General features: G+C 60.7%; 15 protein-coding genes. 1 reads left to right on the forward strand and 14 read right to left on the reverse strand.

What is annotated here, in order from left to right; genetic code table 11:
- Window positions 1-82: 82 nt before the first annotated feature.
- The 13 genes from AC1ECN_RS03745 to AC1ECN_RS03805 all read right to left on the reverse strand — a co-directional run bounded on the left by AC1ECN_RS03745 (window position 83) and on the right by AC1ECN_RS03805 (window position 14,006).
- Window positions 83-490, reverse strand: coding sequence for a F0F1 ATP synthase subunit epsilon (locus tag AC1ECN_RS03745; protein ID WP_130662369.1), 408 nt, complete (start codon window positions 488-490; stop codon window positions 83-85).
- Complete coding sequence (locus AC1ECN_RS03750; protein ID WP_477952228.1) at window positions 490-729, reverse strand: hypothetical protein; 240 nt, start codon at window positions 727-729, stop codon at window positions 490-492. Before AC1ECN_RS03750 ends, AC1ECN_RS03745 begins: the two co-directional genes overlap by 1 nt.
- Window positions 729-2,165, reverse strand: a complete 1,437-nt coding sequence (gene atpD, locus AC1ECN_RS03755; protein WP_018069039.1) for a F0F1 ATP synthase subunit beta — start codon at window positions 2,163-2,165, stop codon at window positions 729-731. The genes AC1ECN_RS03750 and atpD overlap by 1 nt, the downstream gene beginning before the upstream one ends.
- Before the next feature lie 23 nt (window positions 2,166-2,188).
- Window positions 2,189-3,073, reverse strand: a complete 885-nt coding sequence (locus AC1ECN_RS03760) for a F0F1 ATP synthase subunit gamma (protein ID WP_018069040.1) — start codon at window positions 3,071-3,073, stop codon at window positions 2,189-2,191.
- Between the two features lie 28 nt (window positions 3,074-3,101).
- On the reverse strand, window positions 3,102-4,631 hold the full coding sequence (gene atpA, locus AC1ECN_RS03765) for a F0F1 ATP synthase subunit alpha (protein WP_018069041.1): 1,530 nt from the start codon (window positions 4,629-4,631) through the stop codon (window positions 3,102-3,104).
- Window positions 4,631-5,197: a F0F1 ATP synthase subunit delta gene (locus AC1ECN_RS03770; protein ID WP_197727439.1), complete on the reverse strand. Its 567-nt coding sequence runs from the start codon at window positions 5,195-5,197 to the stop codon at window positions 4,631-4,633. The genes atpA and AC1ECN_RS03770 overlap by 1 nt, the downstream gene beginning before the upstream one ends.
- 255 nt (window positions 5,198-5,452) lie before the next feature.
- Window positions 5,453-5,842, reverse strand: coding sequence for an AGROH133_08824 family phage infection protein (locus AC1ECN_RS03775; RefSeq protein ID WP_027666861.1), 390 nt, complete (start codon window positions 5,840-5,842; stop codon window positions 5,453-5,455).
- A 78-nt stretch (window positions 5,843-5,920) separates the two neighbouring features.
- Window positions 5,921-8,137, reverse strand: coding sequence for a primosomal protein N' (locus tag AC1ECN_RS03780; RefSeq protein WP_130673194.1), 2,217 nt, complete (start codon window positions 8,135-8,137; stop codon window positions 5,921-5,923).
- A gap of 105 nt (window positions 8,138-8,242) precedes the next feature.
- Window positions 8,243-9,133, reverse strand: coding sequence for an ABC transporter ATP-binding protein (locus AC1ECN_RS03785; RefSeq protein ID WP_477952230.1), 891 nt, complete (start codon window positions 9,131-9,133; stop codon window positions 8,243-8,245).
- Complete coding sequence (locus AC1ECN_RS03790; protein ID WP_130673195.1) at window positions 9,130-10,164, reverse strand: ABC transporter ATP-binding protein; 1,035 nt, start codon at window positions 10,162-10,164, stop codon at window positions 9,130-9,132. Before AC1ECN_RS03790 ends, AC1ECN_RS03785 begins: the two co-directional genes overlap by 4 nt.
- 4 nt (window positions 10,165-10,168) lie before the next feature.
- Window positions 10,169-11,026: an ABC transporter permease gene (locus tag AC1ECN_RS03795; protein WP_130673567.1), complete on the reverse strand. Its 858-nt coding sequence runs from the start codon at window positions 11,024-11,026 to the stop codon at window positions 10,169-10,171.
- 6 nt (window positions 11,027-11,032) lie between these two features.
- On the reverse strand, window positions 11,033-12,037 hold the full coding sequence (locus AC1ECN_RS03800) for an ABC transporter permease (RefSeq protein ID WP_130673196.1): 1,005 nt from the start codon (window positions 12,035-12,037) through the stop codon (window positions 11,033-11,035).
- A 67-nt stretch (window positions 12,038-12,104) separates the two neighbouring features.
- Window positions 12,105-14,006 carry an ABC transporter substrate-binding protein gene (locus AC1ECN_RS03805; protein WP_130673197.1) on the reverse strand — a complete coding sequence of 634 codons (1,902 nt, stop codon included), beginning with the start codon at window positions 14,004-14,006 and terminating at the stop codon, window positions 12,105-12,107.
- Between the two features lie 350 nt (window positions 14,007-14,356).
- Between AC1ECN_RS03805 and AC1ECN_RS03810 the strand changes: the two genes are divergently transcribed.
- Window positions 14,357-15,985 (forward strand): GH39 family glycosyl hydrolase, encoded by a 1,629-nt coding sequence (locus AC1ECN_RS03810; protein ID WP_130673198.1) that lies wholly within the window; start codon window positions 14,357-14,359, stop codon window positions 15,983-15,985.
- A gap of 60 nt (window positions 15,986-16,045) precedes the next feature.
- On the opposite strand, the gene AC1ECN_RS03815 is transcribed toward AC1ECN_RS03810, so the two are convergent.
- Window positions 16,046-16,717 carry a GntR family transcriptional regulator gene (locus AC1ECN_RS03815; protein WP_105007570.1) on the reverse strand — a complete coding sequence of 224 codons (672 nt, stop codon included), beginning with the start codon at window positions 16,715-16,717 and terminating at the stop codon, window positions 16,046-16,048.
- Window positions 16,718-16,731: the final 14 nt, after the last annotated feature.

Raw genomic sequence — 16,731 nt, forward strand, 5'->3', positions numbered from 1 at the left:
TGTTTTCCGCACATCGACAGAGAAAGTCAGAAACAAAAAAGCGGCCATCGCGGCCGCTTTTCATGGATCTTACCGATTGTAATCAATCCTGTTCAACGACGCCGCGCAGATGCGTCATTTCCATGATGAAGTGCTCAAGCTTCGACTTGTGCTCATGCAATTCGGCATGTTCGAGTTCCTCGCGGGCAGCCTCGATGCGGCGCGTCAGCTCGTCCTTCTGGAGTTCCTCGACCGGAACCGCGGATTCGGCAAGCAATGTGCAGCCAGTCGGCAGGATATCGGCAAAACCGCCGAACACGACGTAATCCTGCTTCTTGCCGGAGGCCGAACGCACGCTCACGACGCCCGGCTTGATCGTCGTCATCGTCGGTGCATGGTTTGCCATGACCGTCATCTCGCCTTCAGTCGCAGGGATAACGACCTCGGTGACCATCTCCGACAGCAGCAGGCGCTCCGGCGAAACGAGCTCAAAGTTGAAATTGTCAGCCATCAGTGACTTACCTTCCCGGCTATGGCTTTCGCATCTTGCAATTTAGTCCCGCAGAACGGGCAGTGCATTATCGCTTGGTCGAGATAACCGAGGCCTTCCTCGCTTTGAACCAGACCCACCACCATCATCAGCACGCCGTTATCGGCGCGATAGACGGTCGGCGCGGCTGGTTCCGGAAGATCCGCCACGACCCCCTTCAGGGAGTCGCAGCAGAATATCTCGTCTAGCGCGTCGCTCATTAAGCAGCTGCGAGCTTCTTGGCCTTTTCGACCGCTTCTTCCATCGAGCCGACCATGTAGAAGGCAGCTTCCGGCAGGTGATCGTATTCGCCGTTGACGAGGCCCTTGAAGCCCTTGATCGTGTCTTCCAGAGCAACCAGCTTACCCGGCGAACCGGTGAAGACTTCGGCGACGAAGAACGGCTGCGACAGGAAACGCTCGATCTTGCGGGCGCGGGCAACAGCAATCTTGTCGTCTTCGGACAGTTCGTCCATGCCAAGGATGGCGATGATGTCCTGCAGGGCCTTGTAGCGCTGCAGCGTCGACTGGACCTTGCGGGCGACGTCGTAATGTTCTTCACCGACGACCAGCGGATCGAGCATGCGCGACGTGGAGTCGAGCGGATCGACGGCCGGGTAGATACCCTTTTCAGCGATCGAGCGCGACAGAACCGTCGTTGCGTCAAGGTGGGCGAACGAAGTTGCCGGCGCCGGGTCGGTCAAGTCGTCGGCCGGAACGTAGATGGCCTGAACCGAGGTGATCGAGCCAGTCGTCGTCGTGGTGATGCGCTCCTGCATCTGGCCCATGTCAGTTGCGAGCGTCGGCTGATAACCGACGGCCGACGGGATGCGGCCCAGCAAAGCCGACACTTCGGAACCTGCCTGCGTGAAGCGGAAGATGTTGTCGACGAAGAACAGAACGTCCTGGCCCTGGTCGCGGAAGTGCTCGGCAACAGTCAGGCCGGTCAGGGCGACGCGGGCGCGGGCGCCCGGCGGTTCGTTCATCTGACCGTAAACCAGCGCAGCCTTCGAGCCTTCGCCGCCGCCATGCTTGTTGACGTTCGATTCGATCATTTCATAGTAGAGGTCGTTGCCTTCGCGGGTGCGTTCACCGACGCCCGCAAAAACCGAATAACCACCATGCGCCTTGGCGACGTTGTTGATCAGTTCCATGATCAGAACGGTCTTGCCGACGCCGGCGCCGCCAAAGAGGCCGATCTTGCCGCCACGTGCATAGGGAGCCAGAAGATCGACGACCTTGATGCCGGTGACGAGGATCTGCCCCTCCGTCGACTGCTCGACATAGGTTGGCGCATCCTGGTGGATGGCGCGCTTGTGAGCGGTGACCAGCGGACCGGCTTCGTCGACCGGCTCACCGATGACGTTCATGATGCGGCCGAGCGTCTCGTTACCGACCGGAACCATGATCGGAGCGCCGGTGTCGCCGACTTCCTGGCCGCGCACGAGACCGTCTGTCGAGTCCATCGCGATAGTACGGACGACGTTTTCGCCAAGGTGCTGCGCAACTTCGAGAACCAGGCGGATGCCGTTGTTGCTGGTTTCCAGCGCGTTCAGGATCTTCGGCAGTTCGCCTTCGAAAGCAACGTCGACGACGGCGCCGATAACCTGGGTGACTCTGCCGACAGAGCCAATCTTGGGGGTAGCTGCCTCAGCCATTTTCTGACCCTCTTTTCCTAGCCTCAGAGCGCTTCCGCGCCCGAAATGATTTCAATGAGTTCCTTGGTGATCTGCGCCTGACGCTGGCGGTTGTAGCTCAGCGTCAGCTTGTTGATCATCTCACCGGCATTACGCGTTGCGTTGTCCATAGCGCTCATCTTGGCGCCCATCTCGCCTGCGACGTTCTCGAGGAGCGCGCGGAAGACCTGGACGGAGATGTTGCGCGGGATCAGATCTTCGAGGATCGAAGCCGGATCCGGCTCATATTCATAGACGGCGCCTGCATGTTCGGCATCTTCGGCCTGCACAGCTCCCGCCGAAGCCGGGATGAGCCGCTGCGCCGTCGGAATCTGGCTGATCACCGACTTGAACTCGGAATAAAACAGCGTGCAGACGTCGAACTCACCGGCAGCATACATCTCGATGATGCGCTTGCCGATCTGGTCCGCATTCTCGAAACCAACGCGCTTGACGTCGCGCAATTCCTTGCGCTCGATGATCAGCGACGCGAATTCGCGGCGAAGGATGTCGTAACCCTTCTTGCCGACGGTGAAGATCTTCACCGTCTTGCCTTCGGCAAGCAGCTTGCGGACATGTTCGCGTGCAAAGCGTGCGATCTGCGAGTTGAAACCGCCGCAAAGACCACGTTCGGCCGTGCACACCACCAGCAGATGGACCTGGTCCTGGCCGGTGCCGGTCATCAGCGTCGGCGCACCGTCGGCATCGGTGACGGCCTTGGCGATATTCGCCAGAACCGCACCCATGCGCTGCGAATAAGGCCGAGCGGCCTCGGCCGCCTCCTGCGCACGCCGAAGCTTCGCCGCGGCGACCATTTTCATCGCCTTGGTGATCTTCTGCGTCGCCTTGACGGAGGCGATCCGGTTTTTCAGATCCTTAAGTGAAGGCATCCGTGATCCGTCCTAACTTAGGGCCCGATTACGAGAAAGACTTTGCGAAGCTATCGAGAGCAGCGGTGAGCTTGCCCCTGGTATCATCGCTGATTGCCTTTTCCGTGCGGATCGCGTCGAGGATGGCAGAGCCTTCCGAACGCAGGTATGAGAGGAAGCCCTGCTCGAACTTGCCGACCGAAGCGACCGGCAGCTTGTCGAGATAGCCGTTGACGCCAGCAAAGATCACGGCGACCTGCTCTTCCGTCTTCAGCGGCGAGAACTGCGGCTGCTTCAGGAGTTCGGTCAGGCGTGCGCCGCGGTTCAGCAGGCGCTGCGTCGCAGCGTCGAGGTCCGAACCGAACTGGGCGAAGGCGGCCATTTCGCGATACTGGGCAAGTTCGCCCTTGATCGAACCGGCGACCTGCTTCATCGCCTTGATCTGCGCCGCCGAGCCGACGCGGGAAACCGACAGGCCGACGTTCACGGCCGGACGGACACCCTGGTAGAACAGGTCGGTTTCAAGGAAGATCTGGCCGTCAGTGATCGAGATCACATTGGTCGGAATGAAGGCCGACACGTCGTTGCCCTGCGTTTCGATAACCGGCAGAGCCGTCAGCGAACCGGCGCCCTGGTCGTCGTTCATCTTCGCAGCACGCTCGAGCAGGCGCGAGTGCAGGTAGAAAACATCGCCCGGATAGGCTTCGCGGCCCGGCGGGCGGCGCAGCAACAACGACATCTGGCGGTAGGACACGGCCTGCTTGGACAGGTCGTCGTAACCGATCAGCGCATGCATTCCGTTATCGCGGAAATATTCGCCCATGGCGCAGCCGGCAAACGGAGCCAGGTACTGCAACGGCGCCGGGTCGGAAGCAGTCGCGGCAACGATGATCGAATATTTCAGTGCGCCGCGCTCTTCGAGCACCTTGACGAACTGAGCGACGGTCGAGCGCTTCTGGCCGACGGCGACGTAGACGCAGTAAAGCTTCTCGCCTTCCGGACCGTTGTCGTGAATGGCCTTCTGGTTCAGGAAGGCATCGAGAAGGATCGCGGTCTTGCCGGTCTGGCGGTCGCCGATAACCAGCTCGCGCTGGCCGCGGCCRATCGGAATCAGCGCGTCGATGGCCTTGAGGCCGGTCGACATCGGCTCGTGAACCGACTTGCGCGGAATGATGCCCGGAGCCTTGATGTCGACGCGCGAACGGCGCGTCGCGTTGATCGGGCCCTTGCCGTCGATCGGATTGCCGAGCGCGTCGACGACGCGGCCGAGCAGCTCCGGGCCGACCGGAACGTCGACGATGGCGCCGGTCCGCTTGACGGTGTCGCCTTCCTTGATGTCGCGGTCGGCACCGAAGATGACGACGCCGACATTGTCGGCTTCAAGATTCAGCGCCATGCCGCGGATGCCGCCCGGGAACTCGACCATTTCACCGGCCTGGACATTGTCCAGACCATAGACACGAGCGATACCGTCACCGACGGAGAGAACCTGGCCGACTTCCGAGACTTCTGCCTCTTTGCCGAAATTTTTAATCTGGTCTTTGAGAATTGCGGAAATTTCCGCGGCGCGGATATCCATCAGCCAACCTCTTTCAATGCGAGCTTAAGGGTAGAGAGTTTGGTACGAAGAGACGTATCAATCTGACGGGACCCGACCTTCACGATCAGACCACCAAGAATTGACGGATCAACCGTGACGGCAATCATCACGTCTTTGCCGGTAACGCTCTTGAGTGCCACCTTCAATTCGGTTTCCTGCGCTTGCGAAAGCGCATGTGCCGAGGTGACCTCGGCGGAGATTTCACCGCGATGGTTCGCGGCGATGATGCGGAAGGCCTTGATCATGCCCGGCAGGGCAAACAGGCGGCGGTTGCGCGCCACGACCTTCAGGAAATTGGCGAAGAAACCGCTGATGTCAGCCTTCTCACTGATGGCGACGATCGCCTTCAGCTGGTCCTCGGCTGAGAAAACCGGGCTTGCGACAAAGCGCTTCAGATCGGCGCTCTCATCCAGCATCGCCTGGAAACGGTCAAGATCGGCGGTTACGCCGTCAACGACGCCCTGCTCGAGCGCCAGTTCGAAAAGCGACGAGGCATAGCGCTCGGCAACACCAGAAGTAAGCTGGGACGTGTCTGCCACTGGCACAAATTTCCCTGATTTCAACCCAAAATCCGGCTCTCGGCGGGCGCCGAACCTATGATCTTGAATTCGTTTTGATTTCCCCCAGAAATCACAAGAGAAGCCTCTTGCTTCTTCCGAAATTCGGGGTCCGTCTAACATAGGATGTTCGGACTCGCAACACGCGTAACGCCCGAATACGCCTTTCACATGAATTTCTGTTCGCAAAATTGCGCAATGGCCTGGAAGCAGGCCGGAAAAGCCGTCTGCCGGCAGAGAGAGTCACGTCTGGGTGAAGCCGAAAACGTAGAGCAGCGGTAGCGCGGCCAAAGCGATCTGCACAACCAGAAGTAAATAGTTGACGAGATTACTCCCCTTATCGGACAGGATCGAGATGACACGGGCAAAGGCAGCCATCGCGAAGGAGGCACCGAGCGCCATGTAGATCCAGTCCTGGGCGAGCATGATCGCCGACAGCCCGAAGCCGAGATAGAAACCACCCATCGAGCGTCCCTCGCCGAAGCCTTCCGGCCGCCCCTCCTGCGCCTGCAGACCGAGAAGACGGAAAGTTTGGCCAGGCGCAAACATCATGATGAAGCCGGCCAGCGCCGTGAAAGCGGCGGAACAAAAAGCAAGCTGCTCGCCAAGCTCGGTCGGAAAATAAAACTCCATGCGTCAGCCCCAAATCACCGGATGAATCGGTGTTTTATGGCATGGGCCGAAAAGGGAGGGAATGGCGGCGTCATTCATTTAGAGAAAACTCTGCGGATCGATATCCAGCTGCACCTGCACCGATCCGCGCTCTTTGGGCGATTGCGACAGCATCGCCCGCAGAAACCCCTGCATGTCCGAGTTCCGCCGGCCATGCACCAAAAGCCGGAAGCGATGGCGGCCGCGCACCAGCGCAAGCGGCGCTTCGGCCGGGCCGAGCACCGAGATGCCCGACACCTGCGGTGCGGCGTTGCGCATGCCGCGCGCATGGTTTTCGGCGTCGTGGCGGGTTTCGGCCGAAACGATGATCGAGGCGAGCCTGCCGAAGGGCGGCAATAGGGCGCGTTCGCGTTCGGTGATCTCGCGCTCGTAGAAGGCTTCGGAATCGCCTGATACGATCGCCTGCATGACAGGATGCAGCGGCTGGTAGGTCTGCAGCAGCCCATGGCTCTTGAGGCCGGTGCGCCCGGCCCGGCCGGTCACCTGCGACAAAAGCTGGAAGGTGCGCTCGGCCGCGCGGGGGTCGCCATTGGCAAGGCCGAGATCGGCATCGACGATGCCGACCAGCGTCATCAGCGGAAAATTATGTCCCTTGGCGACAAGCTGGGTGCCGATGACGATATCGGCCTCGCCCTTGGCGATCGCTTCCAGCTCCAGCCGCAGCCGCTTTACCCCGCCCATGATATCCGAGGAGAGAACGATCGTTCGCGCCTCCGGGAAATGCCGTTCCACTTCCTCGGCGATGCGCTCGACGCCTGGCCCGCAGGCGACGAGATGGTCGAGCGTGCCGCATTCCGGGCAGGCCTCCGGCGTGCGCTCGGCATGGCCGCATTGATGGCATTGCAGCTGCTTGCGGAAACGATGCTCCACCAGCCAGCTCGAACATTGCGGGCATTGGAACCGATGGCCGCAGACCCGGCAGAGCGTCAGCGGCGCATAACCGCGCCGGTTGAGAAAGAGCAGCGCCTGTTCGCGCTTCTCCACCGTCTTGCCGATCGCCCGGATCAGCACCGGCGACAGGAAGCCGCCCCGCTCCGGCGCGTGCCTGCGCATATCGACCAGATGCAGGTCCGGCATCGCCGCATCGCCGAAACGCGTCGGCAGGTGGACGGTGCTGTAGCGTCCGCTCTGCCCGTTGACCTGGCTTTCGACCGACGGCGTCGCCGACACCAGGACGACCGGAAAATCACCGATGCGGCCACGCACCACAGCCATGTCGCGAGCATTGTAAAAGACGCGATCCTCCTGCTTGTAAGCGGGATCGTGCTCCTCGTCGACGATGATCAGCCCGAGATCCTCGAAGGGCAGGAAGAGCGCCGAGCGGGCGCCCGCCACGACCCGCACTTCGCCGGTCACCGCCTGGCGCCAGACCTTTTCGCGCATGCGCGGCGCAAGATCGGAATGCCATTCGGCCGGCTTTGCCCCAAAGCGATCCTGGAAGCGCTCCATGAAACTGGCCGTCAGCGCGATCTCCGGCAGCAGGATCAACACCTGCTTGCCGCGTTTCAGCGTCTCGGCAATCGCCTCGAAATAAACCTCGGTCTTGCCGGAGCCGGTCACCCCGTCGATCAGCGACACCGAAAATTCGCCATTGCGGACGTCGGTAACGATCTCTTCGGCTGCCTCCTTCTGCGGCCCTTCGAGACGTGCGGCAGCAAAATCCGGATCCGGCATCGCCACCACCGGCGGCGGCGGCAGGAATATCGCCTCAAAAATGCCGAGCGTGATCAGCCCGTCGACGACACTCGTCGAGACACCCGCCGCATGCGCAAGGCCGCTGCGTGTCCAGGAAAAGCCGTCGGAGGCGGTAGCGAGGACCCGGGCGCGGGCCGGCGTCATCCGCTCCGGTTCGCCGCCGACGAGCTTCAACCCCTCCACCATCGGTTCCGGCTCGAAGGCGTTCGGCGCCCTCAGCGCCATGCGGGCGACGAGGCCGGGCGGCGAGAGCGTATAGGTCGCCACCCAATCGATGAAATCCCGCATTTCCCTGGAAATCGGCGGGCAGTCGAAGACATGGCTGATCGGCCGAAGCTTCTTCGGATCGACACCGTCTTCGCCGCCGTCCCAGACGACGCCGATCACCTGCCGCGGCCCGAGCGGCACCTGCACGACCGAGCCGGGCTCGACCGCCATGCCATCCGGCACCGAATAAGAATAGGGTTTGGGCGCCGGCATCGGCACCAGCACCGGAACCGTTCGGTTCGCGGGCGGTGCCTCGAAAAGCGCGCCAAAGAGATCGGACGAATCTGTGCTCATCGCGCGTGACCATGCCCGCAAATCGATGGAATTGGAACCGCAAAGACGGGGCGGCGGTTCTGGTTCACCCCGACAATTTAAAGATCGAAGCTCGGAGGTTCAGCTTCATCTGGCCAGGCGATCGCCATCGCCGGAATAGGCTTCATTTGCCTTGCCATTGGGCTGCCGGAGGCGAATGATTGCCGACGCCTCGCGAGGATTGGGCGGCAGGACAGCGTTCTTCAACGCGATCGAATAGGCGTGTTTCGGATGTTCCAGCACGTCCCTGGCATCGCCGCTCTCCACCACCACGCCCCTACGCATGATCACCACGCGGTCGGATATATAATAGGCGGTTGCAAGATCATGGGTGATGTAGACGATCGAAACGTTGAGTGCGTCGCGCAAATCCCGGAAGAGATTGACAATAGACATACGAAGCGATGCGTCGACCATCGAGACCGGCTCGTCCGCCACGATCAGCTTCGGCTCGGGTATCAGCGCACGGGCGACGGCGATGCGCTGCAATTGGCCGCCTGAAAGCTCATGCGAGAAACGACCTTTTATCTCCGCCATCGACAGGCCGACACGTTGAAGGGCAACGTCGGCAATCGCCTCCTTTTCGGCGCGGCTCTTCGCGCCCTTGAAGCGATGGGCGGTGGCGAGCAGATACTCGTCGATCCGGGTCAGCGGATTGAAGGCCTCGAACGGATTTTGAAAGACCGGCTGGACCTTGGCCATGAAAGCCTCGCGATCCCTACGGGAACGCACCGCCTTCACATCCGTACCGTCGAAGCGGATGCTGCCTCGATCGGCCCTTTCGTTGCCGAGGATCATCTTCGCCAACGTCGATTTGCCGGAACCGGATTCGCCGACGATCGTGAATATCTCGGGCTTGTCGGCGGTAAGGGCGAAGCTGACATCATCGACCGCCTTCATCTTCTCGCGTGAGAAGAAACCGCCGATCGGAAAGAGCTTGGTGACGTGGTCGAGTTCGAGGAGGAAATGGCTGCTCATTGGATCTGGTACTCCCCGGCACGGAAGCATGCGACCCGCCCTCCGGTGGCGCTCGGCAGCATGGCCGGCACTTCACGCGCGCATTTGTCGATCGCGATCGGACAGCGCGGATGGAAACGGCATCCCGAGGGCGGATCCGAAAGTGCCGGCGGCTTGCCCCTGAGGCTCTTTCGCGTCGAGACGTCGCCGATGCGCGGCAGGCTGCCGATCAGGTGGACGGTGTAGGGATGCTGGGGATTGTCGAAGATCGCCTGCGTCGGCCCCTCCTCCGCCAGCCGTCCCGCATACATGATAGCCAGCCGGTCGGTGATGGCAGCATGCACCGACATGTCGTGGGTCACGAAGATGACCGAGGACTGCAGGCGCATCTGCACTTCCTTGATCAGCGCCAGCACGTCCTGCTGGACGAGTACGTCAAGCGCCGTCGTCGGCTCGTCGGCGATGATAAATTCCGGCTCGCAGACAGTGGCGAGAGCAATGGTCAGACGCTGGCGCATGCCGCCAGAAAGCTGGTGCGGAAAGGCCTCGAGCACATGTGGATCGAGATGCAGGCGGGCAAGATGCGCCTCGACGCGCGCGCGGAAGGCATCTGGATCGAGGTTCATGTGGCGGGAGGCGAAATCGGTGAAGGCGTGTTTGACCCTTCTGACCGGGTTCAGCACGTTCATAGAGCCTTGCATGATATAGGAAAGGTGGCGCCAGCGTGCCGCCTTCATCTTGTTCGGTTCGCCATAGACATCGATCGGCCCGTCGGCAAAATTGAATTTCACCGTTCCGCCGACGACGCGCATCGGCGGCCGGATGGCGCCGGCAAGCGTCTTGATCAGCGACGTCTTGCCGCTCGAGGATTCGCCGGCAATGCCGTAGATCTCGTTCCTGCGGATGGTCAGGCTGATATCGTCGACTGCGCGGATCTCTCGCCGCACGCCGAAATAATCATTGACGTAATAGCATTTCAGCCCGTCGATCGTCAGTGCGTCCATAGCGTTTTCGGCAAGGGTCAAAGGCTGCGTCCTCATCAGGTTCTGCATCTCCTCAAGCTCCCATGCGGGCCAGGCGCGAGCGCGGGTCGATATATTCGTTCACCGACATGGCGAGCATGAACAGGCCAAGGAACAGGACGACGACAAAGAGCATCGGAAAGGCGACCCACCACCATACGCCCGATACCATCGCGGAATGCGCATTGGCCCAGTAGATCATGCCGCCGATCGTCGGCCGGTTGATGTCGGAAAATCCAAGCACCGAGAGCGTCACCTCCAGGCCGATCGCCCAGATCAGATTGTTCATCGTCGTGAAGAAGACGATCGGCATGACATAGGGCAGATGCTCGCGGATGAGGATCTGTCGTGTCCGCATGCCGGAGAAGACCGCGTGCCGGGTAAATTCCCGGTGGCGGAGAGACAGGGCGACGGAACGGATCAGGCGGCTGTCATGCGTCCATCCGAGCAGCGCCGCGGTGATCGCCAGCATGAACCACGTCATCTGGTCGCGAAGCACGAAGACCAGAAGCAGCAGGATCGGAATATTCGGCAGTGCGCCGAGCGTATCGTTGACCGCCATGATGATCTGGTCGGTCCGCCCACCGATATAGCCGGAGATCAGGCCGACGGCGATGGCGATGATGCGGCTGACGAAGGCGACGATGATGCCGAAGAACAGCGTATTGCGCATCGAGGCGGCGATCTGCCAGAAAACCTCCTGGCCACGCGAGGTGGTGCCCAGCCAGAATTCGGCCGAAGGCGGCATGTCGGGCGCGACCACATAGATGGCATTCTCGTCATAGGGCGAGAAGAACGACGCCACGATCAGGGCCAGGATGATTGAGATCAGGATGGTTCCGAGCAGGAACTCCTTGTTGTAGCGAAGCAGATCTCTGAGGACTTTGAACATCACGGATTACCCCAGTTTCACGCGTGGATCGATCAGCGGATAGATGATGTCGATCACGAAGACCGCGGCGGCAACCGCGATGATGGCGATTGTCGTGACACCGAGAACGAGGCTGTAATCGCCGGAATAGATGCCGGAGATCAGAAGCTTGCCGATCCCGGGATAGTTGAAGACGAATTCGACGATGACGGCGCCGCCGAAGACATTGCCGAGACTGAGTGCCAGGCCGGTGACCTGCGGCAGCATGGCGTTGCGCGCCACATATTGCGAAAAGATGCTGCGCGAGCGCACGCCGCCAAGTTCGGCATAGACGACGTGATCGTCGGTGACGATGTTGGAAACCAGCGAGCGCATCGAGATGAACCAGCCGCCGATGCCGACGAGCACGAGGGTCAGGGCCGGCAGGATGCCGTGTTCGATCACCGAGCTGATGAAGGCCCAGTTGAAGGCCGGCGCGAGATTGACCTGCGCCCCGTCGCTGATCGGCAGGATCGGCCAGATAAAACCGAAGAGGATCACCAGGCTGAGGCCGATGATGTAGGTCGGGATCGGCTGCAGCGCCATGATGACGGCACCGGCAACCTTCAGCAGCTTGCTGCTGCGGAAATAGCCGGCAAGGGCGCCGAGAAAATTGCCGATGATCCAGGAAATGATTGTTGCGAGCGTCAGAAGCCCGACCGTCCAGGGTAATGCCCGGCCGATAACGGTCATCACGGGGGTTGGGAAAGAGGAAAGCGACGGGCCGAAATCGCCGGTCAGGACGCGGCCCCAGAAGGTGAAATACTGCTCCAGCAGCGGGCCGCCGGTGCCGTAGAGTTCACGCAGCGATTCACGAAGGATTTCGACGGCCTGCGGATCGGTAGAGCCGAAGCTCGTCAACAGCGACACGGTCTGCTCGATCGGATCGACCGGCGAAAAATGCGCGATCAGGAAGGCCAGCGTGATGCCGGTGAAGACCACGAAGAGAAATTGCAGAAAGCGTTTTGCCGCATAGATCAGAAAGCCGTTCATGACATCGACCCTTCAATAGCAGAACGGAAACAGCCGGCGGCCGGCTGTTTCCTTTGTTGTGCCTCGATCAAGGCTTCGGCGCATCCGGATTGGCCTTCAGCCCGACCACCATGTAGCGAATGTTCGACCAGTTCGGACCCGAGGCCGAATAGGGATTGTCCGCGCTCGGATAGTTGGTCCAGTAGGTTGTATCGAGCGGCGCGAACTTGTTGTAGGCCATCAGCGGGATCATCGGCATTTCCTCGACGGCGAGCTTCAGGAAGTCCTGGCCGAGTTTGGCGACATCGGCCGAATCGAAGGCGATCGACCGATTGCGCTCGATGATTTGGTCGAGACGCGGATCCTGCCAGCGCTGCAGGTTGCGCGGCGGCTGGATCTGCCCGACCGGCTTGATGAACTCCGAATGATAGCTGTCGAGGAAGAAAGAGAGATCGGGATGACCGCCCCAGGTCTCGATGCTCCAGTAGATCGCCGTCTCGAAATCGCCGGTGCTGAGGCGCTGGCCATTGGTCGGGCCGGCAACATCGACCTTGGTGGCAATGCCGGCTTGCGACCATTGCTGGGCGATCACCGTGCCGGCGCGGGCAAGCGTCGGGATGGCATCGCCTTCCACCTGCAGGCGGATCGTTAAGGGCGTCCCATCAGGCTTCACCCACTGGCGGCCGCTTTTCTTGAAGCCTGCCTTCTGCAGCAACTCGGTCGCAGCCTCAACGTCCTTCTTCCACCAACCGAAGCCGAAGGTACGCTGCAGCTTGGCCGGATCGGTCGGGATCTGATCGGCCCATTGGCTGCGCACCATATTGGCGATCTGCGACGAGATGTTGGGATCGTAGGGCTTGATCTTGCGGGAACCGGTGTCGAGTTCGAAATTCGTCAGCCAGTCCTGCATCGGTGCGTAATAATCATCCGGGGCAGAACCCGTCGGCGGCGTGGCAAGGGCGGCGATATTGGCCGCGCCGCGATAGGAGCCGAGCGCCACTTCGCGGATGTCGATCAGCAGCGCAAGAGCCCAGCGCACGTCCTTATTGTCGAAGGGCGCCTTCTTCGTATTGAAGAGAACCGAAGGCAGCGTCGGGTCCGGATGCGCAAACGGGAAGCCCTTCAGCCAGGAGGCTGTGGTCTTGCTGTCGCGCATGATCGAGAACATGCCCTCGGGCGCCATGTCGTTGATGACGTCGAGATTGTGGTTGCGTTGCTCGATGACGCGGGCCTCCGGATTGCCGGCGGCGCGATAGACGACGTATTTCACCTCGGGCGGTTGTGCCGCAGCCAGCCCGATCGACGTGCGCTGCCAGTCGTCGCGCAGCTTCCAGATCGTCCAGTTGCCACCCTTGTCATAATTCTGCAGCTGGTAGGGCCCGAGTGAAACCGGCGGGTTGTTGTTGAAAGACAGCGGATCTGCGGCCTTCTCGAAGACGTGCTTCGGCATGATCCAGGCGGCGTTCCAGCGCACGGTGAACAGTGTATGAAAGCGCGAGTTCGGCTTTTTCAGATGGAAGACGACGGTCTGTGGATCCGGATTTTCGATACTCGCGACATTGACGGTGAAGGGCGCGCTCCAGGCCATGCCGGGATGGTCGATCTGCGTCCGCACGGTATAGACCACATCGTCGCTGGTGAATTCGACACCGTCGCTCCAGAAGATCCCCTTGCGCAGCTTTACCGTCATCTCGGTGAAATCGGCGTTGTAGCGCGGCGGTTCGCTGGCAAGCGCATTCTGCCAGGCATCCTTGCCGCCTTCGGGATTGATGAACCACAGCGTATCGGTGGTCAGCTGCTGCAGGCCGTTAAGGTTTGCCGCCGCCCCGCCGCCCGGAGCCCAGAGATTGAACCAGTCGGCATTCTGCTGCGGCGTACCCTGGATGATCAGCGTTTCATTGCGCGGTATGCCGGCAATGAAATCCTGCGCAAATGCCGGAAGGGCCATGAGCGACAATAAGGCAATGGCTGCATATTTACGGAACTTCATCGGATGTTCCTCCTCCTCAACTCGCCGCAGCGAGCGCTTCCCGTAATCAATTGACGATGGCGTCCAGCGAACCCCTGCCTGCGCGTGCCGCAGGGCACATGCACTCCTCGGCGGCGGGCGAACTCACGCGGTAGTTATCGACAATTTTTTGAGAAACGGCAACTGATAATTTTGCAGACTATAAAAAATAGCGCATTTTCAGGCATTTTTGACGCAGGGCGCCGATGCGCTTTTTTATATTATTGACAAAGTGAGCGTTTGGCTTAGCTTTTGCGGCGAGCGCGGCGCCCTCCCAAGAGGCCGCACTTCATCACCAGACAGGTCGGCTGCTTTCGGGAGGAGGCTTTGGCATGACCGTTCAAGAGGACACCAGGATGAGCAGCCCCTATGACGTGACAATCTCCGTTCACGCCAACCGGCCAACCGGCAAATACGAACCCTTGTGGAACTGGTTCGGATACGACGAGCCGAACTACACTTACTCCCCGCACGGCAGGAAGCTGCTCAAGGAACTCACCGAGCTGAGCCCCGAGCCGCCCCGCATCCGTGCGCACAATCTTCTAACCAGCGGCGACGGCCTGCCTGCCCTCAAATGGGGTTCGACCAATGCCTATACCGAGGATGCGAACGGCAATCCGGTCTATGATTGGACGATCATCGATAAGATCTTCGACACCTATGTCGAAGCCGGCAACATTCCGCTGATTCAGATCGGCTTCACGCCGGAGGCGCTCTCCGATTTCGACGGTCCTTATCGTCACCAATGGGAACCGGCCGACAAATACGCAACGATCACCACCGGCTGGACGGCTCCGCCGACGGACCTGAAGAAATGGGGCAACCTGATCGAAGCATGGGCACGGCATCTCGCCGAGAGATATGGCGAGGACGTCGTTTCAAGCTGGCCGTGGGAAGTGTGGAACGAACCGGATGGTCACTACTGGACCGGCACCATCCCGCAATTCTGCGAAATGTATGATGTCAGCGCCAAGGCCCTGAAGCGTGCCTTGCCGAATGCCCGCGTCGGCGGTCCGCACACCTGCGGCGCCTTTGCCAATGAAAAGGCCCAGACCTTCCTGCGCGCCTTCCTCAAGCACGTGGTCGACAACAAGTCGCCGATCGATTTCCTCGCCTTCCATGCCAAAGGCAATCCCGTGATCTACGAGGGTCACGTCCGGATGGGCCTGCACAAGCAGCTCCGCGATATCGAGACGAACCTTGCCATCATCAACGAGTTTCCGGAACTCCGGCACCTGCCCGTGGTGATCGGTGAATCCGATCCGGAAGGCTGTGCGGCCTGCTCTGCACGCGTCCATCCGCAGAACGGTTATCGCAACGGCCCGCTTTACGGCGTCTATGTCGTCGAAAGCATGATCCGCACTTACGAACTGGCAAGACGCGCCAACATCCATATCGAAGGTGCAGTGACCTGGGCCTTCCTCTTCGACGACCAGCCCTATTTCGACGGCTTTCGCGATCTTGCCACCAACGGCGTCGACAAGGCTGTTCTCAACGGCTTCCGCATGCTCGGCAAACTCGGCGGCGAATGGCTGGAATCGGAAAGCGATTATCGCCGCGACATCGAGGATATCATGAGCCATGGCGTTCGCGGCAAGCCTGATGTCAACGTCGTGGCGACCCGCGACGACAAGGGCGTTTCCATTCTCCTCTGGCACTACCACGACGATGATGAAGCCGGGCCGTCCGCCGACATTGTGGTCAATCTCGACGGCTGGGACGGCAAGTCCGCCTCGCTCAAACATTTCAGGATGGACGAGGAGCATTCCAACGCTTTCGGCGTCTGGAAGGCGATGGGCAAGCCGCAGAATCCGGCCGGCGAAGATTATGCCAGGCTGGAAGCCTCGGGAAAACTCGCCGAGATCGAAGGTGAGGCATCGGCTAAGGTCGATGACGGCAAGATCACCCTCAAAGTCTCCCTACCGCGTCAGGGCGTGTCTCTCCTGCGCCTCGATTGGTGAGCCGGTAGGCGAAGGGAGCGCAATCGAAAGTTTGCGCTCCCTTTCAAGCGGCCGGTCGCGTCAGTTGTCACTGACATAGGCGAGATAGCGTTTCTTGCTCGGCTGCAGATGGTCGACGCAGAGCTGGGCGAGGACCCAGTTATCCCCACCGCGCAGCATCTCGATCATCAGCCGGTGATGTTCGTGCGAGATGCGCAGCGATTCCTTGCTCGACATCGAATTGGCGCGCACCGGCAGGCTGAGCCGCATATAGAGCTCGATCGATTGCACCAGATGCGCATTGCCGCAGGCGCCGAAGAGCGTCAGGTGGAATTTGTCATTGGCCTCGTGCACACCCCTGAGATAGCCGGATTCGATGTGGCGGCCATGCTCTTCGTGCAGCGCCAGCAGTTCCTCGATCAATGCCTCGGGTGCCGGCAGCTTTATCCACAGCGCCGCCTGCCGTTGCAGCAGTTCCCGAACGTCGTAGATTTCCTGAACCTGGCGAGCAGTCAACGAACGGACCGTCGCGCCCTTGTTGCGCTCCCGAACCACGATGCCCATCGTTTCGAGCTGCACGATCGCCTGCCGGGCGAAATGGCGCGTGACGTGAAAGCGGGCAAGGAGCGTGTCTTCGGTCAGACGGGTTCCAGGCGCCAGCCGCCCGAAGATGATGTCCTCCTCCAGCGCGCGGGCAATACTTAGATCGTCATGCTCGATGCCGTCTTCGCGGCTTTCGTTGAGCGTCTGCAATGTCATCTCCTCTG

The organism is Rhizobium sp. 01N447_2 (genome assembly GCF_056399245.1).